We start from the raw sequence: 17,351 nt of genomic DNA, 5'->3' as shown, positions 1-17,351 counted from the left end.
TATGGGGGTGTTAGATGGCATTCAGCGCCATAGTGGCCTTAATGGGTGTGTGGTTCGCGGCGATGGCCTCGCCAGGACCAGACGTGGTGCAGATTATTCGTTTGGGTGCACGCTCTACGCGCGCGGCGGTGTGGGCCGCAATCGGTAGCACCACCGGCTTGATGATGTGGACCGTTGCTTCGCTAGCGGGGCTTACCGCATTGATTTCGGCGCACCCGGAAATCCTGGTGGCGCTGCAGGTTGCCGGCGGCAGCTATCTGCTGTGGATGGCTTTTTCTGCCATCAGCGGTGGCATCAAAGAGCGCCGTGCACCGGCAACTATGAACCCTCAACCGCGCGGGTTCACCCCGGATGGCATCATCAGACTCGGCACGGCGTACCGCATGGGCCTGGTCAGCGACCTTTCCAACCCCAAGGTTCTGATTTTCTTCGGCGCTATCTTTGCCAATTTTATCGATCCGGACATGGGCTTGAGCGCCAATGCCACGGTTGGTTCTGTGTTGGTTATAGAAAGCCTCATTATTTTTGTTGGTGTCGCGCTGTGTACTCGTGCGGTGTCGAAGTGGATGGCGAAGAACTCCGCCAGTGTCGATATCTTTAGTGGCGTAGTGTTTGCCCTGCTTGGCGTCATCATTCTGGTGGAGGGACTGCTCAGTGCAGCCGCTGGGTATGCTGGTCAGCATGCTAGAAGTCTCAATTAAGGGAGAATCCATCAAGCTCGGCCAGTTCCTCAAACTGGCCTCCTTGGTCGCAACCGGGGGTGAGGCCAAAGAACTCATCGAGCAGGGCCAGGTCACCGTCAATGGGGAAGTCACTAAGCAGCGCGGTGCAACGCTCGCGCTTGGCGACGTCATCTGTGTCTCCGACACCTGCGCCCGCGTCGTCGAAGACGACGACGATTATTTTGATGAGGCCACCGCCGATGATGACTTCGACCCGGAGAAGTGGAGGAACCTCTAATGCCCGCTTTTGAAGCAGAAGTAGGAATGCCCTACTGGATTACTCTGGCCAGCTCTGATGTGAAGGCCTCCGAAAAGTTTTACTCGGCCGTGTTGGGTTGGGAATTCGAAGACGGCATTGCCCGACTGCAGGGCCTTCCCATCGCGGAGATTGTCCCAGGCCAAGACACCTGGGCCACCTACTTCCTCTCCCGCGACTTGGAAGCGGATTGCGCCCGGGTAGAACAACTCGGCGGCAAGATCCTCGCTCTCGGTGCTCCGCTGGCGCTCGTTCTAGACAATTCCGGTGCCATGTTTGGTTTGACGCAGCCGGAGCTCGACCGCTTCGTCGCCGGCGGAGAGCCGGGTACTCCGGTGTGGCATGAGCTGACGGTTTCGGCGAATTTCCACTCAGCGCTGGACTTTTATGGCGAGCTCTTCAACTGGGAAATCCGTGGTGATGAGCATTACGCAGTAGCGGAGGAAGAAGGCGCTGCCTTCGCCGGATTTTGGCATGCCGAGGGCTTGCCGAGTTTCTGGCAAACCTACCTGGGCGTGCGGGACATTGACCAGGCAGCTAAGGCTGTGATTGATAACGGCGGAAAGATCATTCGTGAGCCCCACGATTCCCCATTCGGCCGCCTGTGTCTGATTGAGGACACGACGGGTGCGGCGCTCACCTTGTGTGAGGTTGAGGATGCCCCCGAAGAACCCATCGAGCTCTAGGGTTACGGAGGTCGTTCTCCGCATTCCAGCTGGCAATGTCTCCACATACGGAGAGATCGCAAAAGTGGCGGGCGTCGGCCCGCGGTATGTGGGCTGGGTGATGTCGAAAAGCACAGATCTGCCCTGGTGGCGGGTGGTTAACAGTACCGGCCGCGCCCACACTTCCGCCGCCCAAGTCCATTGGGATGAAGAAGGTATCCCACACCGTGGGGACCGCGTGATCCTTTCGAAGTGCGGTCTGGATGCGGCGGATCTGGGAGGGTGAAAGTGCGCGCTTGGCTCCTTTTGAGCATCGCCATCGTCAGCGAAGTGGTCGCGACTTTATGCCTCAAGGTGGCGCTGGAGCACCCCGCCGTCTATGTCGTGGTGGTGGCGGGCTACGTCGTCGCTTTTTCCGCCCTGCACCAAGTGTTGCGCTGCGGCATGCACGTGGGTGCGGCCTATGGCATCTGGGGCGCAACCGGCGTGGTGCTTACCGCAGGGTTGTCCGCGTACCTCTTTGGCGAACAGCTCACGCCGCTCATGTTGGTGGGCATGGGGTGCATCATCGTCGGCGTGGTCTGCGTTGAAATGGGCGGCAGGGAACCGAAGACCACGCTCGTGGAGGTGGATCCTTGATCTGGTTATCCCTTGCCATCCTCATCGAAGTCGCCGGTACATTGGGCCTGCGTATGCTGGCCGTTCATGGGCAGAAGGCGTGGGTGGCGTGGGTCGTCGTGGCCTATGTGTCCTCCTATGTTTTCTTGTCGTTGGCTCTCCGTCAGGGCATACCGCTAGGTGTGGCCTATGGAATCTGGACTGCCTGTGGCGTGGCGCTTACTGCTCTTTTATCCTTCCTGCTTTTCCGCGAGCCTTTCACTTGGCTTAAGGGCTTAGGGGTCGCGCTGATCATTGGCGGAGTGCTCCTAGTCGACATGGGGTAGAAGGGCTATCCCATTCGTCGTTGTAAACGACGGATCTTTCCTAGAAGGGGATTTCCTCACCGCCCTCAGTTCCCTTGTTCTTCGCCTTTTCTGCTTGGCGTTCGGCTTCTCGTTGTTCTTTGTCTAGCTCGGCTTTAAGCTCCTGGGCCTCGCGATGCTTCCTAGCGCGATATCCTTCAATATCTTGTGCAATGGTCCGTGCCCAGCGCTTGCGCTTAGGAGCCAGCGGCCCGGAAGGCTCTGTGATTGCCCAAGTTCCGTCCTCAAAAAGCCAGACCACATCCCCGGTATCCGGGTCCAAGATATAAAAGGCCCGTCCATCGGTTTTCATATTGTGGTGGTGCTGGCACAACGCCACCATGTTGTCCGGATGCGTTGGCCCACCATCGGCGTAGTTAATCCGGTGGTCTAACTGACACAACCACGCCGGCATTCCGCAGCCAGCGGCACGGCAGGTGCCATCGCGGCCTTCAACGTATTTGCGAACCATCGTGGCTGGTCCGTAGCTCTTAGAGGCCTCCGGCTTGGTGCTCAAATCTCTCACCGTTGTGGATTGAGCCGGGATGTCTCCCACTTGCCAGCCATGTCCTTCCACGTACACCGGGGCGTCCTCTACATCGTCGGCTTTATATGTGTGGAGCACTACTCGGGCAGCTTCTGGCTCCACCTTTCCGGTAGTGAGGAGGATCAGCGCTTCCGCCATGGACACCTCATGCTTTTCGGCTGCTGCCTTAATTGCTTCATGGATGATGATTCCGACGCTGCTGTCTACCTCGAGTTCTAGGGTGGCGCGCTGGGCACGGGTCATCATGGAGTACCGATTCTTTGGGCGCTTATCTTCCACGGCGATGGAGTCATCATGAACCTTGACGAGGTCGCGTATCCGGCGGCGAATCTGCGCGGTGGTGGGAAAGACCTGATTTGGCTTAGTCGGGGTAAACCACCGAGCTAATGAGGCATCAATTGCGGCGACCACCTCCTTTGAAGGCTGGCCTAGTTTAGCCATCACCTGATCGATGGCAATCAAAGCCGCTAAATCCAGCAAATGGTTGGCATCTTGCAGAGCCTTTACTTGAGGAAGCTCGGTAAGGCGGTGAAGGCCCATGATAATGCGGGCTACCGCGCCAGCAGATTTACCGGTCTTTATCCCAAGGCGCATGCAGGCCGTATCGGCGTCCTCGTCAAGTGCGGGAAGAACGCTGGACCAGAATTCATAGTCTGCCCGGCGTACGCCTTGACCTGCCACGCAGACCGGATCATTCGGATTGGAATGAGAAAAATAGGACGCATTAACAACGTCTGTAGTGGAAGACACGAAACGCGCAACCCCCCTCTTTCTTAAGTGAATTACTGAGAGGATCCGAACCCCCACTGTTCGAAACCCCTTTCGAAAAACGAGTTTATGCCACACCCTCGACGATGTCTACCCCGGAAGAAAAGTTGTTAAAGGGGAGGCAACTGAGGTGGCAGATGCTGGCGAGGTGTGGTTTCAGTCGGTCTCCCGCTCGATGCGGGCCGCGTGGAAGTCCCCTGGAGTGGGACGTATGTTTGGTTAATGCGCCCTCACTAGGGGTTGTTAAAATTGTGACTTGAGTTAATCTATGCACGTGCTGAAACCTACCCCGCTCATCGTTGGCCTTGCTCTTGCGGCTCTCACCGCGCCACCCGCCCATGCCCTGACGTTCGATCCTGAAAAGGTCCCACCACGCACCGAGATGACCGTGCGTTATGCCGACGGAAACTCGGTCTCTACCGGAAATGGTCACGAGTCCCGCCCCGCGCTATCCCTGGCCAAGCTATACCTCGGCATGTGGGTGCTGAAGTACGGCGCGCCGGAGGATAAAGCCCGCGTGGAGAACATGATTCGTTTCTCTGAGGACGGAACTGCCAGCGACTTAGAGTGGAAATATCCGCAGGCGATTCCCTCCATCATCGGTGAGTATCAGCTGGGGGAGACCCACCACAACGGCTACTGGGGAAATGTCACGACGTCGACGGAGGATCTCACGCGCTTCATCGGGGTGATTTCTGGCGATCCGGTTGCCGCGCCGATCACGAAGGGCATGGCGACGGCAGCGCCCACGGCGGCCGACGGTTACCGCCAGGACTTTGGCACCGCACGAATCCCGGGCATCATCGGCACGAAATTTGGGTGGTCGGATGATCGCCAAGTTCACGCGAGTGCCTCTTTTGGTCCGGGTTATAGTGTGGCGGCTAATACCTATGGTTCCCCGGCGGATCTCACGACGGATGTTCTCGGTGCGGTGGAGGTTTCTCCGCAGGCGCCGAGCTTGCCGACGCCCCTCCAAGATGCGCGCGATAGGGCGTGTGCGGAACTGAAGCGCGCTGTGCCGAGCTCGTCGCAGGTGTGCTGACCAACCAGGAAATAAGCTAAGAAGTACCTTTGCGCTTGCTAAGAAATCAATATATTCTCGGCTGTCAACGAAGCAGTTGCTAGCCCGAAAGGTATTTCTGATGCGCAAGACGTTGTCCATTTTGACCATTGCTGTTGCAGCTTTGAGCGCTGCCCCAGCAGCGACTGCGAAGAGCGACCAAACCCGTTCGCTTATTTCCCCAGGCACGTGTGCCACCATTACCAAGTTGGCAAATGAAGGAAAGCCCGTTCCGGATCCGTCTATTCTGCGCGATGCCGATTCCGTTCCTTCTTACTTCCAGAGCGGGGTCCTTAAGTACAAGGTGGCGGATGATTTCCCCTACCGCGAGCAGCTCGATGCCGCGGTAGCTGAGTGGAACGACGCGCTCGACGGGAAGGCCTCGCTTAAGGAAGTAGCGCCGTCCGAGGCTGATGAAGACACCATCGCCATCATCTACAAGCCGGAACCGAACGGTTACGTCCAAGGTACGGCCTACCCGGACCATGGGATGCTCTTCATCAAGACCGCTAACGCTCAGTACCCAGAGGCGCTCCAAGGCACTATAGCCCACGAGCTCGGCCACATGATGGGCGCGGGTCACTCCTGCGCCCACGCGCTCATGGCCGGTGCGAACCAGAATCCCATTTCGTATCATGTGACTCCGCTCGATGCGGTGGCTGTCCTGCAAGGACAGTTCGATTAGTTCACCGCAGGCTGGCGGCGCCCGGCGAATGCGAATAGGTGTCGTCGGTCTTGGCCAGGCGGTGAGCGCGGATTCCTAGGTAGATGACCGTCGGGTACATGATGAGCGCCACGAGGACATACTGCGTAACGAGCTGCCAGGTTTCCTCCCACATGTAGTTCCACGCGAAGTGGAGACAGAAGGAGAAAAACAGCGCGCCCACGCCAATGCCGAGGCGCCACCACCATGGTTTATGCGCGGCGTAGATAGCCCAGCCGATGCCAAAACCTGCGATGGCAGAGAAACACATATGCAGGCACGGGCCTGCAACAAGGCGCAGGCCCCACATCTGGAGCATGCCGATCCAGTCTGAGGTGGGGTGCATCAGTGCACCCATCGCGGAGTACAGGCTGTTTTCCAGGACTTCGAAGCCCCAGCCCACGAGCGCACCGACGATGAAGCCGTGCCAAGGCCGGTTGAGCTGTCGGAAGCTGAGGAGGATGAAGACCACGCCGAGGGCCTTGGCAAATTCTTCCGGATAAGCACCGGCCCAGGACATCATGGATTCCTCCCAGCCCAGGCCCACGGAGAGGTCGGTCAGTGGGGAGGCTGACAGCAGCGCCAAGGTCACAGCAGCGCCGGCTCCCCAGAGCACGCTTGCCGACGCCCACCCTTTCCCCGGCCTTGCCCACATCGGACTGCGACTCCACAGGAACAGGCCCAGCGCTAAGAAGCCGACGCCGAGGATCAAGCTAACGAGGCCCGGCAGAGGAGCCACGAAGAAAATGCCGAGCAGATTAATCAGGGAAATCGGTAGGCAGAGACCAATGATGATCCACAAGGTAACGCGGAAGATTTTGCTCATCAGAAGGCCTCCATAAATTGTTGGGCAAGGTCGGTCGGGTCACCATTGGAGAAGACGATCTGATAGTTGAGATCGCCTTTAGCCACGCTGAAGGCGAAGACCGGAATAAAGCCATCCGTTTCAAGGGTGAGAATGCCTCCGGCATCTTTAACGTCTTCTTTCTTCGGCATGCCCTCGAAGCTGGTTGCGCGCACGGCGCGGCGCAGGGCGAGCGCATCGTCCTCGACGCCTTCGGTGACATAGGCCTCGACCAAGGTATCGCCGCAGTCCCAGGCCTGGTTGGCCATGGAATCATGATTTACGCTGCACGTAAGGCCCTCGATGGGTTGGCGCCACTCAGGGTCATCGAGCACCACTTCTTCCATTTCAGGTTCACGCTCCGGCAAGGCCAAGCTCAACACAGCGGGCAACCCAAGGACGAGCAAGGTTGCCCCGAGCACGGCGAAGAAAGGTCCCGTCATCTTCGCCGGAGGAAAACGATAAGAAGTCATGCACACCACACTAACGCGTGCTTCTGACATAGAGTGAAGTGCATGAAGGATCTGTATCAATTTGTTAATGGCCCATGGATTGAGTCCCACGTTATCCCCGATGATCGCGGTGTCGACGGCACCTTCCACGCGCTGCGCGACGAAGCCGAGGAACTCGTCCACGAGATCGTTAAGGAAGACGCTGGCCGTCCCGGGATCGTGTATTCCTCTCACATGGACGTTGAGGGAGTCAATGCTGCGGGGACGGCGCCACTTTCCGAAGATCTGGATAAGCTGGTTGCGGCTGATCCGGAGGAGTTGGCGCACAACCTGGGTGTTCTGGAGCGCGAGGGCGTTGGTGCCCCAGTGACCTTCTGGGTAGAAAAAGACTCCGGCTCTGAGGACGCGGTGCCCTACATTATTCAGTCTGGTTTAGGTCTGCCGGATGAGGCTTATTACCGCGAGGAAGCTCACGCGCAGACGCTCGCTGACTACGAGAAGCACGTTGCGGCGATGCTGGGATTCTTAGATCCCGCCCGCCTCTTCGGGCTGGGCGCGGAGGTTGCAGCTACCCGCATCGTGAACCTGGAGAAGGAAATTGCGGCAGGGCACTGGGATGTGGTGGCCTCCCGTGATGCGGTAAAGACGTATAACCCGGTGGACGTCGCCAAGCTGCCCAACATCACCCGCGCCATCCTGCAGGGTGGGGGACTGCCGGAGCACCGTGTGGTGGCCATGATGCCGTCCTACTTTGAGCACCTCGAGGGCCTGTTCACCGCCGGCCGTATGGCGGATTGGCAACTGTGGGCTACGTGGCACATTCTGTTGTCGCGTGCCCCCTACCTCACCGAGGAGATCGGTAAGAAGAACTTCGAGTTCTATGGAACTAAGCTCTCGGGTGCTACTGAACAGCGTGCACGTTGGAAGCGCGCCGTCGGGTTGGCGGAAAACATGGTGGGCCAGGAAATCGGCAAGGTCTTCGTGGACAAGCACTTCCCGCCGTCCTCGAAGTCCGAGATGGATGAGCTGGTGGAGTACCTTACCGCCGCCTACCGCGAGAGGATTTCGCAGCTGGAGTGGATGACCCCGGCTACCCGCGAGCGCGCGCTGGAAAAGCTCTCCCAGTTCAAGGCCAAGATTGGGTACCCGGATATGTGGCGCGACTACTCTGAACTGGAGTTTTCGCCGAAGGGCGCGGACTTGGTGGCCAATGTGCGCGCAGGCAACGCGTGGAACCACGATTATGAGTTGGCCAAGATTGGCAAGCCGGCGGACCGCGATGAATGGTTCTCCACCCCGCAGACGGTGAATGCTTTTTATAATCCGGTGGTCAATGACATCACCTTCCCGGCTGCCATTTTGCGTCCGCCGTTCTATAACCCAGAAGCTGATGCCGCAGAGAACTTCGGCGCTATCGGCGCGGTGATTGGTCACGAGATCGGCCACGGTTTTGATGACCAGGGCTCGCAGTATGACGGCCAGGGCAACCTCAACTCTTGGTGGACGGATGAGGACCGCGCGGCCTTCGAGAAGCTGACCGCGAAACTGGTGGACCAGTTCCAAGGACAGGTGCCGAAGGTACTGGAAGGCACCGATTCCGCGGGTGTCAACGGCAGCTTCACCCTGGGTGAGAACATCGGCGACCTGGGCGGGCTGGGTATCGCCGTGGTGGCCTACAAGAACTACTGCGCCGACAAGGGCCTGGACATTAACGGCCAGGTCGCGCCGTTTGAGGCAGAGGGCGCTGAGCCGGAATTGGCAGAGCACGAGTACACCGGTCTGCAGCGTTTCTTCCTGGCATGGGCGCGCGTGTGGCGCACGGCTATCCGCCCGGAGATGGCCACGCAGTACCTGGCCATTGATCCGCACTCGCCGGCGGAGTTCCGTTGCAACATCATCGCCGAAAACATCGATGAATTCTACGAGGCCTTTGACGTCGAGGGTGGCCTTGCCGCAGAGGAGCGCGTCACCATCTGGTAGTACCCTTGGGGGCCATGAGTGACTACCAACTAAGTCCGGAACAACAGCTCGAGCAGCTCTCCTCCTACATGGAGGTGCACTACCCGCTGCCGGACTTCCGCCCGCCGTGGGCCGGTGGAGGATCGCCGGAGGCGGACCGCTACTGTGCGCTGCTGCCGGACCGTATCGTGCAGGCCTCCATGATGGTGCTGGGCTCCGCAGTGGATCACTCGCTGCCCGGTACCGCCTTTACGGAGGGGGTGCGCGTTGAAGATTCTGAGGTCGGAGCGATCTTTGTTCCTTCAGAGCAGAATGGACGCTGGGCGGTATCGCTGCACTCCGGTGGCTGGTGGCGCGGTGACGGCAAGGCGCTAGAGATGCAGTGGCGGCCCGAAGTGGCTGCTGCGGCGCAGCTGTCGGGGACCACGATCATTGATGTGGATTATCCGTTGGCGCCCGAGCACACTGTGGCGGAGATGGTGGAGTCGGTTCAGGCGGCCGTCGATTATGCGCGCGCCCAGGGGGCCGAGCGCGTGACGGTGTGGGGCTATTCCTCCGGTGGCGCGCTCGCAGCGCTGGTGCCTGCCGACGCCCTCCTCCTCACCTTCCCTGACTTCGGCGCGCTGGCCAAGCTTCCGGAGGAGATCCGCGGTGAGTACGTCCTCGACGCGGCGGCGCTGCCAGCGGCCTATTCCGACATCTTGGTCCAGATCGCGGCGCAGGACGAGATTGCTAAGCGCGTGGAGATTCCCGGTGCACAGACCGCGGAGTACGTGTCGATGCACCGCATTTCTACCCCGGCCGTGGCGCGTCAGAGGGTGCGTGACGCGGCCAAGTTCCTGTAGGGCTATTGCTCGCCCTCTGGGCGAATCTTCATCTCAGAGTTCTTCCACCAGCCGGAGCGCTGAATGATTTCTTGGTCGATCTTCGCCTCCAGCGGGGCCTCGCCTTGGGAGTTGGTGCGCAGCTCGTACTTTTCAATAGAACCCCAGTCCCGCGCCCAATCGTTGTTGAGGTAGCTCGGGATCTCATAGGAGTAGTTCACTGCCTCCGCGGTTGCCAGCGCGCCACCACCGGAGAAGGACTGGAAGTCCGTGAGGGAAGTTTGCGCGGCGGCGTCGGGAAGAATGCGGAACTGCGGAATTTCGGTTACCCCGGCGTAGTGGTCAAAGGTGCGCTGGCAGGGGAACTGCAGGGCGACGGACCAGTCAAGGAGTGCCGGGGTGGAGGAATCGAATTGCGAGTTGATGGTGGCAAGCTCCGGCACGCGCGGCGGGGTAAACGCCATCCAATCATCCTCATCGGTGGAGTCGTCTACCGCAACGAGGCGCACGACGTTGGCCTCCTCCGGGAGCTCGTCCAGAGCAATGCGGAGGTTGCGCCACTTGGGGGTAGCACCGACGTCGGAAAGCTCGGCCTCACCCTTGTTGGTGACCTTGCCGTCCTTGAGGGTGCCGTACTCCAGGGTGAGCTCGGTGCCCTCCTGCTCCACGCCGTTGACGTCGTGGTGGTAAATCTTGCCGGCGGCAGAAACCGAGAGGATGGGGGAGTTTTCTGAGGATTCCGGCAGGTTGTACCACTGCGTGGTGATGGTGGCGGTGGAGCGCTGCGACTCATCGTAGGAGCCCATGACCGGGACCTTCGTGTAATCCAGGTTGAAGGGCAGGTGCATCTCGGAGCCGTTGACGCCCAAGGTTCCGCGCACGCCGCCGGCGGAAGAGTCGGTGACCTCGGTGGCCTTCTCCTCGCTCTCGGTGAGCTCCTTTTGCTCGTTAGAAGACGCAGAGGAATCACCGGTGGTGTTGGCAATGGCGCCTACCGACGCCGAGTTGAGGTTCTCCGGTTCAATATCCTCCTTGATCATGTTTGGGCCGAAGCCGAAATTGTCTTCCTTCGGATCCACCAGGGAATCTTTGAGTTCGCCTGTAACCGGAGTGAGGAAGGCATCGTTGGTGTTGGTTTCCACCAGCGTGGCATCCGCGAGCGAGCAGACATCGCCGCGTAGGGAGGCCAGGTTGCCCTTGCCCACGGAGTAAGAATCCGCCTGGGCCACGTAGCCCTTGGCAAAGGAGGCGCAGGAGAAGGCGACGATGAGGATGCAGGCCACTGCGATTGGTGCGGACATGGCGCCTGCCCAGCGGGACACCTCAGCCTTCCGGCTGTTGTGAGTAAGTGATTGATAGAGGCCAATCGCCAGCACCACCATGCCGATGGCGAGCACCACGGTATTGGCCTCAATAGCCTTGAATTGCACCGTGCGGTCCCACCACGGGATGCCGAAGGAAGACACGTACCACCAGGCGTTCCAGCCGCCCAGGGAGATGGCCATGAGGAAAATCACCGCGGCGATGGAGAAGGTCCGGGCGCGCGGGGAGCGCATGGCGATCTGGGAAAGGACCACCGAGCCGAGCGCGGCGATGACACCGGCGATACCGGCGTAGATGCCAAAGTGGTGCGTCCACTTCGTCGGCGTGAACATGAGGAAGAAGGCCGACAGCGCCATGATGGCTAGCAGGCGCTTGGTGGGATCTGCCTCCGCGCCCACGACGCGGTGGTCCTTGATGAAAGCGTAGATAATGAGCGCCAGGCAGAAGAGCATGGTGAACATGGCGAATCGGCGCGTCAGGGAGCCATCCACGGAGGGCTCAAACAGCGTGGAGTAGCGCACGAACTCCGAGTACCACGGCAGGGACGGGCCGACCGCGGAACGAACGCGAGTGGACTCGAGCACGGACGCTAACGTTTGATCCCCGAAGGCGGCAACCATGACCGCAGTGCCGCAGGCCAGGAACGGGGCGATGAGGGCTGTCCAGCCGACCTGGGAAGCGCGCGTGCCCATGATGCGGAACAGCGCGGGCAGGCAGACCAGGAAGATGCCCACCGCGGTAAGACCAGTGGGGCCTGCGGCCAGGGTAATGGCGGCGATGATGGTGCCCACGGCCGCTGGTAGGAGGCGCTGGTTGGAGATGGCGCGCTCAAAGGAGGCCCACGTCAGCATGACGCCGAGGGCCACGATGGGTTCCGGGCGGATGCCGTTGTTATACGGCAGCCAGAAAGCCAAGAACATGAAGGCCGCGGTCCAGTGCGCCAAGCGGCGCTCGTTGACGCGGGCACCGAAGCGCGGGAGCATCTCGCGCGACAACACGAACCAGATGATGAGCGCCGAGATGAGGGAGGGCAGGCGCACGATGATGGAGGCGCTGGAGAACTGCGCCAGCCATGCTACGAGGTCGTAGTAGGGAGCACCGAACGGGGCCTCGGGGACGCCGTACCAGCGGTAGTAGTTCGCCATGTAGGTCGCGTGATCGGAAACGCGGCCCATGGTGAGGATGAAGCCATCATCGGAGGTGTTGGCGCCGAAGATATACCACCAGCCGAGTACGGCAGCCACGACGCCATCGAGCGGGCGGATCTGCTTCCAGGTCTCGGGCATGAAGCCGAAACGTTTGCCATCGAGGCGGTCAATTCGCCACAAACACACCAGGCTGATGACCACCATGGCCAAACCCAGCCACATGGCGATGAGCTTGAGCGGTGTCGGGGAGGAGGTGAAGCGCGAGTTGATCTCGACGTGGATACGGAGGTCATCGCCCAGCTCTGTGAGGTTTTCTGGGGTGTCGTCGATTTCGGTGTAGACGCCGGTGACCTGCGGGCGCAGATCCTCATCGGAAGTTTTCTTGTGCTTGCCCAGGGTCACCGTGGTGCCGTCACCGGTGGACTGGATGCGGAGGGTGGCGTCGTCAGGCAGCTTCGCCACTTGCTCGGCCGTGAGCGAGAAAACGACCTCATCGAGGCTGGTGACCGAGAGACCGCCCTCGCCGGCACGGACAAACATGCCGCGGTTGGATGCCTTCTTGGACTCCGGGGGCACGGTGCCGTAGAGCAGGTCCTGGCCATCGCGCAGCTTGTCGACGGCGCTCAGGGGGATCTCTGCATCAATTTCTTCCGGCGCTACCGAGATGAGCGGGGCGTTGATGGACTGCAGGGAGCCCTGCTGGGGCCAATCGAAGGAGGACTGGGTTTGGTTCACCGGCAGCAGCGGCGTGGCCACAAAGCAGAGGAACCCGATGAGTCCAGCGATGATGGCGGTGAGCCGCAGGGACTGCGGTGCACGTAATGAAGAGGTTTTCCGATCTGACACGGCGATCAGTGTACGTCACCGACGTGCCTTTTTAAGATCTGGCCGCGACGACGAAGGGGCCGATTTGTTTGACTTCCCAGCCCTTCTCAAAGACTTCCGGGTTGAAGAACACCGCGCGGTAGCGCACGTTGGGCTGGTTGGGGTAGATGTCCTCCGCCAAGTGGGTCTTGTAACCGTCACCGGGTTCTTCCATGTCGCCGCGGAAGATGAGAACGTCGGGCCCGCGCCACGGCGCAGACTCGAGGGACTGCGCGAACTCCTCCGGAGTTTGTTCCCAGGACTTCGAGGCCCACTCCTCGATTTGCAGGTTGCGGGTGCTGAACTCTCCCAGCGGGTTGGCGTAGTTGCTGGTGAAGGCGTTGAACCCGTAGTAGGGGTTATACGCCATGAAGAGTTTTTCATCCGTCAGGACAACTGTGTCGGTGGCGTCGTAGCCCTGGGAGTCGATGAACTCGCGGATCTTGGCGTAGTTGGCGGAGGAATCGCTGGTGTAGCGGTCCGCGCGCTCACCGTAGCCGTCGGTATCGGTATAGGCGTGGTCCAGGGCGGTCACGTTCGTCGCCGGGATCTGCTGGGCATAGTAGATACCGCCAAGGCCCATGATGATGGCGAATACCAAGGTTATGCGCCTGCTCGTGGTCTCGGTGAAGCGCGCCGGGTAGAGCGTGGGAAGGCCCATGAGGCGGACGTCGGCCAGCGCGAGGATGCCAGCAGTGGCGAAGAGCACCGCGACGATCAGCTCGAGGCGGAAGCCCAGCAGCGTGCTGCCGGCGAGGGTCATGACCATAGAAGCCAAGATCCACAGGTAGGTGCCGACGATCGCGGTGCCCATTGACTTGATGTCGGGTTCGTCGATGCGTAGGACGAGGTAGATCAAGCCGATGAGGCTGAGAATGCCGATGACGGACAAGGAGAGGAAGGGGGCCGGGATCTGGGTTCCCTCCTCCGGCAGGTAATGCTGCGCGGTGGATTCCAGCGGGGCGGTGGCATGCAGAACCGCGCGCAGGTATGGCGCCCAGGCGATCGCGGCGATGGCCAGGGAACCGGCCGCGATAGTGGCGAGGTGTATCAGGGGAGTCCATGTACGTTCGGCCATGCAGGTGACGAGCGCAATGAGACTGACGATGGTCAATGCCACGGCACCGGTATAGAGCGTGTAGAAGCAGGCGGAAACTCCCAGGTAGATGGCAATTCCGGCGGTGGAGAACCAGGAGGAGCTGTGGAAAGCATGCGAGCACAGCACGGCCACGGCCGGCACCCCCATGGCGATGACCGCGGAATACGGCTCCTCAGCGCCGATGGCCAACGTCACCGCTGTGGTGGTGAGGGCAATGGCGGCGGCAACCGGAAGGGAACCGGACAGCCGTTGCCACAAGGGAACCAGGATGCACCCGGACACGGCCAAGGAGATGAGGCTCCACGGTTGGTATACCTCCCAGCCGGGCATGTTGAGGAGGTTTGCGAGGCGCCCGCCCATCCAGAACCAGCCCAGTGGGTAGAAGGTGGGCAGGCCCTCGTAGTTCATGTCCGCATAGGAACCGGCTTCCGTGGCGCGGGTCAGGAATTGGGTGCGGAAAACCTGGTCTACCTGGACGCCGTCGAGCCACAGGCGGGAGGCCGAAAGGGGGAGGCCGATACTGGTCAGCGTGAGCAGCGCTGGGGAGATATAACACACAGCGGTGGTGAGCCACGACCGCCAGCGGGGGCGCGGGGAGGCGCCAATCACCCACCACACGCATAACGCGCCCACTAGGAGAACGGTGAGCGCAGTTCCCGCAGTGCTCAATGCGCGGGTCACCATCGACGTGCTGAACGCCGGAAGGGAGACCGTCTTGAAGGCGAAGAAACCAATGAGCGTGATAAGGCCGCCACCTACAGCGGCGGCGGCCATTCCCACGAGAGTGGCGCGACGCGTCAAGCGGTCGACGTTATATTCCACGGTGGGGGACATAGACGACGTGGCGGGAGACTCAGTCATGCACTTAGTCTCCCACACGCCGTGGACATAGCGGAACTTTAGAAAGGCAGCTTCCGGAAGATGGCCTGCGGGATGAACTTGAATCCCAAGGACACGTACTCAAAGAGCGGGTGCACGAAGATGGACTGCTTGCCGTCGAGCACTGCCTTGACGGTGGCCTTGGCCACGTCGGAGACGTTAACGGTCAGCGGTGCCTCGCCGGCCTCCGCCGACATCTTGGTGCGCACCTGACCCGGGCGAACCACCAGCACCTTGGCGCCGGAGCCGCGCAGGGCTTCGCCGAGGTTGATGAAGAAGCCGTCCACGCCGGCCTTGGAGGCGCCGTAGACGAAGTTGGAGCGGCGCACGCGCATGCCGGCGACAGACGAGAGCGCCACGATGGTGCCGTGGCCCTGCTGCTGGAACTTCTGGCCGAGTAAGACTCCGAGGGAGACCGGTGCGGTGAAGTTGGTCTGGGCCGAGGCAACTGCCTTAGCCTGGTCCTGCCAGAGTTCCTCCTGGTCACCGAGGGTGCCGAAGGCGATGATGGCGACGTCGACATCGCCACGTTCAAACGCGCGCTGGACGACGTCCGGGTGGCCCTCGAAGTCAGTCGCGTCAAAGTCCAGGACCTCGACGTCGCCACCGCGGGACTCGATGGTGGCGCGGGCCTCCGCGATACGCGGGGAGTCGGCACGAGCAGCCAAAGTGACCTTGGCCGGGCCGCGCTCGAGGAATTCCTCGACGATGCCGAGGCCGATCTCGGAGGTGCCGCCGAGAAGGAGGATGTGTTGTGCTTGGCCTACTGCATTCAGCATGAGGTTAATCCTTTCTAGTGCAGCTCGAGGCGGCGGGACATATCGGAGGCGAAGACGCCAGTCGGGTCGATGTCGTTGCGGGTCTTGAGCCAGCCCTCGAGGCCCGGGTACATCTTGTGGAAGTTCTCCGCCGAAGTGCGGGACTCCTTGGCCAGGTAGAGGCGGCCACCGAATTCCATGACGCGCTTGTCCAGATCGTCGAGGAAGGTGCCCAGGCCCGGCTTGATGGGGAAGTCCACGCAGACATTCCAACCCGGCATCGGGTAGGACAGCGGGGCCTTGTTACCCGGGCCGAAGAGCTTGAACACGTTGAGCGCGGAGTAGTGGCCGGAGCGCTGCATGTCCCGGATGATGTCCTTGAAAGGCTCGACGGCGTCGGTCGGCACCACGAACTGGTACTGCAGGAAGCCGTTGGAGCCGTAGCCGCGGTTCCACTCGCCGATGAGATCCAGCGGCTGGTAGAACTGCGTGAGGTTCTTGACCTGGTTACGAGCCGGGGCGCCCATGAGGTAGTAGGCCTCGCCGATAGCCATGAGCGAGAGCTTGTTCATGGTGAAGTTCGGGAAGATATCCGGAACGGTCATCAGCTGCGGGGCGTTGAACTTCAACGGATCCTTCGCCAGCTTCGGGTTCAGCTCCTCCAGCTGCTCCAGCGTGGCCAGCGAGCCGCGGGAAATGGTGGAGCGGCCCAGCTTCGGCTCTGGGGAGATGACGTCGAACCACGCGGAGGAGTACGTGTAGTTGTGCTCCGATCCATCGGAGTGGAAGGCGATGGTTTCCTCGAGGTTATCCGTGCGGTCGGTGTCCGCGATGAAGTAGGCGGTTTCCGTCTTCGTCATCTTGATCTTGGCGCGCAGGATGATGCCGGTCAGGCCCATGCCGCCGACGGTGGCCCAGAAAAGATCGCTGTGCTCTCCCTCCGGGGTCAGGTGCAGCACGCGGCCATCGGCGACGAGCAACTCCATGGAGGTGACGTGGTTACCAAAGGAACCGGCGGAGTGGTGGTTCTTGCCGTGGATATCCGGGCCGATAGCACCACCGATGGTGACCTGGCGGGTACCCGGCAGAACCGGAACCCACAGGCCATAAGGCAGGGCGGCCTTCATGAGCTGGTCGAGGGTGACTCCACCGTCGACGTCGACGATGCCCGACTCCGGGTCGATGGAGTGGATGTTGTTGAGCGGTTGCATGTCGATGACGAGGCCGCCGGCGTTCTGCGCGGGGTCACCGTAGGAGCGGCCCATACCGCGGGCGATGACGCCGCGGCGCAGGTGGGAAGGCTTATCAGCGTTGTCCTCGGCCACCTGGGCGACGGCGGTCTTGATGACGTCGACGTCCGGGGTGGATAAAACATGGGCGGTTGTCGCCGCCGTGCGGCCCCAACCGTAGAGGGACTTCTCAGTAGTATGCAGTTCCATCTCTTACTCTTTAAATCGATGTGATGGGTCGGTTTTCTACACTACCTAGGCGGCAGTGGCTGTGGCGGGAGTGAAAACG

General features: G+C 60.9%; 17 protein-coding genes. 10 read left to right on the top strand and 7 right to left on the bottom strand.

The genetic code is table 11. The annotated features are described in order from the left end of the window. The first annotated feature begins 14 nt into the window (after nucleotides 1-14). The 6 genes from HMPREF2993_RS11710 to HMPREF2993_RS11690 are packed head-to-tail and all read left to right on the top strand — an operon-like array spanning nucleotide 15 to nucleotide 2,587. A complete protein-coding gene (locus tag HMPREF2993_RS11710) occupies nucleotides 15-701 on the top strand; it encodes a LysE family translocator (protein WP_046648600.1) in 687 nt (228 codons plus the stop codon). Then, on the top strand, nucleotides 682-960 hold the full coding sequence (locus HMPREF2993_RS11705) for an RNA-binding S4 domain-containing protein (protein ID WP_046648682.1): 279 nt from the start codon (nucleotides 682-684) through the stop codon (nucleotides 958-960). Before HMPREF2993_RS11710 ends, HMPREF2993_RS11705 begins: the two co-directional genes overlap by 20 nt. Beyond that, the gene (locus HMPREF2993_RS11700; protein WP_070546070.1) at nucleotides 960-1,664 is read left to right on the top strand and encodes a VOC family protein; all 705 of its coding nucleotides are present in this window, start codon (nucleotides 960-962) and stop codon (nucleotides 1,662-1,664) included. The genes HMPREF2993_RS11705 and HMPREF2993_RS11700 overlap by 1 nt, the downstream gene beginning before the upstream one ends. Then, complete coding sequence (locus HMPREF2993_RS13275; RefSeq protein ID WP_083318731.1) at nucleotides 1,636-1,929, top strand: MGMT family protein; 294 nt, start codon at nucleotides 1,636-1,638, stop codon at nucleotides 1,927-1,929. Before HMPREF2993_RS11700 ends, HMPREF2993_RS13275 begins: the two co-directional genes overlap by 29 nt. Before the next feature lie 2 nt (nucleotides 1,930-1,931). Continuing rightward, entirely contained in the window at nucleotides 1,932-2,282 is a 351-nt protein-coding gene (locus tag HMPREF2993_RS11695; protein ID WP_049156726.1) for a DMT family transporter, read from the top strand. Next, on the top strand, nucleotides 2,279-2,587 hold the full coding sequence (locus tag HMPREF2993_RS11690; RefSeq protein ID WP_049156727.1) for a DMT family transporter: 309 nt from the start codon (nucleotides 2,279-2,281) through the stop codon (nucleotides 2,585-2,587). Before HMPREF2993_RS11695 ends, HMPREF2993_RS11690 begins: the two co-directional genes overlap by 4 nt. Before the next feature lie 40 nt (nucleotides 2,588-2,627). Here HMPREF2993_RS11690 and HMPREF2993_RS11685 read toward each other — a convergent pair whose 3' ends face one another. Then, nucleotides 2,628-3,902: an HNH endonuclease signature motif containing protein gene (locus HMPREF2993_RS11685; protein ID WP_070702511.1), complete on the bottom strand. Its 1,275-nt coding sequence runs from the start codon at nucleotides 3,900-3,902 to the stop codon at nucleotides 2,628-2,630. A 292-nt stretch (nucleotides 3,903-4,194) separates the two neighbouring features. Here HMPREF2993_RS11685 and HMPREF2993_RS11680 point away from each other — a divergent pair, with 292 nt between their 5' ends. Next, nucleotides 4,195-4,962 carry a hypothetical protein gene (locus HMPREF2993_RS11680; protein WP_141758311.1) on the top strand — a complete coding sequence of 256 codons (768 nt, stop codon included), beginning with the start codon at nucleotides 4,195-4,197 and terminating at the stop codon, nucleotides 4,960-4,962. Between the two features lie 100 nt (nucleotides 4,963-5,062). Next, a complete protein-coding gene (locus HMPREF2993_RS11675; RefSeq protein WP_046647030.1) occupies nucleotides 5,063-5,665 on the top strand; it encodes a zinc metalloprotease in 603 nt (200 codons plus the stop codon). A gap of 1 nt (nucleotide 5,666) precedes the next feature. Here the strand turns inward: HMPREF2993_RS11675 and HMPREF2993_RS11670 are convergent, their stop codons facing one another. After that, on the bottom strand, nucleotides 5,667-6,509 hold the full coding sequence (locus HMPREF2993_RS11670; RefSeq protein WP_049156732.1) for a PrsW family intramembrane metalloprotease: 843 nt from the start codon (nucleotides 6,507-6,509) through the stop codon (nucleotides 5,667-5,669). Next, nucleotides 6,509-7,000, bottom strand: a complete 492-nt coding sequence (locus HMPREF2993_RS11665) for a hypothetical protein (RefSeq protein ID WP_049156735.1) — start codon at nucleotides 6,998-7,000, stop codon at nucleotides 6,509-6,511. Before HMPREF2993_RS11665 ends, HMPREF2993_RS11670 begins: the two co-directional genes overlap by 1 nt. 42 nt (nucleotides 7,001-7,042) lie before the next feature. On the opposite strand from HMPREF2993_RS11665, the gene HMPREF2993_RS11660 reads away from it, so the two are divergent. Both HMPREF2993_RS11660 and HMPREF2993_RS11655 read left to right on the top strand, forming a co-directional pair. Continuing rightward, nucleotides 7,043-8,959: a M13 family metallopeptidase gene (locus tag HMPREF2993_RS11660; protein WP_070702508.1), complete on the top strand. Its 1,917-nt coding sequence runs from the start codon at nucleotides 7,043-7,045 to the stop codon at nucleotides 8,957-8,959. Nucleotides 8,960-8,973: 14 nt separating this feature from the next. Then, on the top strand, nucleotides 8,974-9,783 hold the full coding sequence (locus HMPREF2993_RS11655; RefSeq protein WP_141758310.1) for an alpha/beta hydrolase: 810 nt from the start codon (nucleotides 8,974-8,976) through the stop codon (nucleotides 9,781-9,783). 2 nt (nucleotides 9,784-9,785) lie between these two features. Here HMPREF2993_RS11655 and HMPREF2993_RS11650 read toward each other — a convergent pair whose 3' ends face one another. The 4 genes from HMPREF2993_RS11650 to HMPREF2993_RS11635 are packed head-to-tail and all read right to left on the bottom strand — an operon-like array spanning nucleotide 9,786 to nucleotide 17,272. Next, a complete protein-coding gene (locus HMPREF2993_RS11650; RefSeq protein WP_070702504.1) occupies nucleotides 9,786-13,079 on the bottom strand; it encodes an arabinosyltransferase domain-containing protein in 3,294 nt (1,097 codons plus the stop codon). Nucleotides 13,080-13,110: 31 nt separating this feature from the next. Next, on the bottom strand, nucleotides 13,111-15,057 hold the full coding sequence (locus HMPREF2993_RS11645; RefSeq protein ID WP_049156745.1) for a galactan 5-O-arabinofuranosyltransferase: 1,947 nt from the start codon (nucleotides 15,055-15,057) through the stop codon (nucleotides 13,111-13,113). 38 nt (nucleotides 15,058-15,095) lie between these two features. Continuing rightward, entirely contained in the window at nucleotides 15,096-15,854 is a 759-nt protein-coding gene (locus HMPREF2993_RS11640; RefSeq protein ID WP_046647037.1) for a decaprenylphospho-beta-D-erythro-pentofuranosid-2-ulose 2-reductase, read from the bottom strand. Nucleotides 15,855-15,868: 14 nt separating this feature from the next. Continuing rightward, entirely contained in the window at nucleotides 15,869-17,272 is a 1,404-nt protein-coding gene (locus HMPREF2993_RS11635; protein ID WP_070702502.1) for a decaprenylphosphoryl-beta-D-ribose oxidase, read from the bottom strand. Nucleotides 17,273-17,351: the final 79 nt, after the last annotated feature.

Origin of the sequence: Corynebacterium sp. HMSC068G04 (assembly GCF_001814885.1) — a bacterium.
Lineage (GTDB): Bacteria > Actinomycetota > Actinomycetes > Mycobacteriales > Mycobacteriaceae > Corynebacterium > Corynebacterium hiratae.
The sequence above is the reverse complement of the archived record's forward strand: the minus strand, read 5'-3'. Positions and strand labels throughout refer to the sequence as shown.

Bases quoted from the DNA above. Each gene is read 5' to 3' on its own strand.
- HMPREF2993_RS11710 (WP_046648600.1), top strand. From the start codon at position 15: ATGGCATTCAGCGCCATAGTGGCCTTAATGGGTGTGTGGTTCGCGGCG.
- HMPREF2993_RS11705 (WP_046648682.1), top strand. From the start codon at position 682: ATGCTAGAAGTCTCAATTAAGGGAGAATCCATCAAGCTCGGCCAGTTC.
- HMPREF2993_RS11700 (WP_070546070.1), top strand. From the start codon at position 960: ATGCCCGCTTTTGAAGCAGAAGTAGGAATGCCCTACTGGATTACTCTG.
- HMPREF2993_RS13275 (WP_083318731.1), top strand. From the start codon at position 1,636: ATGCCCCCGAAGAACCCATCGAGCTCTAGGGTTACGGAGGTCGTTCTC.
- HMPREF2993_RS11675 (WP_046647030.1), top strand. From the start codon at position 5,063: ATGCGCAAGACGTTGTCCATTTTGACCATTGCTGTTGCAGCTTTGAGC.
- HMPREF2993_RS11670 (WP_049156732.1), bottom strand. From the start codon at position 6,509: ATGAGCAAAATCTTCCGCGTTACCTTGTGGATCATCATTGGTCTCTGC.
- HMPREF2993_RS11665 (WP_049156735.1), bottom strand. From the start codon at position 7,000: ATGACTTCTTATCGTTTTCCTCCGGCGAAGATGACGGGACCTTTCTTC.
- HMPREF2993_RS11660 (WP_070702508.1), top strand. From the start codon at position 7,043: ATGAAGGATCTGTATCAATTTGTTAATGGCCCATGGATTGAGTCCCAC.
- HMPREF2993_RS11655 (WP_141758310.1), top strand. From the start codon at position 8,974: ATGAGTGACTACCAACTAAGTCCGGAACAACAGCTCGAGCAGCTCTCC.
- HMPREF2993_RS11645 (WP_049156745.1), bottom strand. From the start codon at position 15,057: ATGACTGAGTCTCCCGCCACGTCGTCTATGTCCCCCACCGTGGAATAT.
- HMPREF2993_RS11640 (WP_046647037.1), bottom strand. From the start codon at position 15,854: ATGCTGAATGCAGTAGGCCAAGCACAACACATCCTCCTTCTCGGCGGC.
- HMPREF2993_RS11635 (WP_070702502.1), bottom strand. From the start codon at position 17,272: ATGGAACTGCATACTACTGAGAAGTCCCTCTACGGTTGGGGCCGCACG.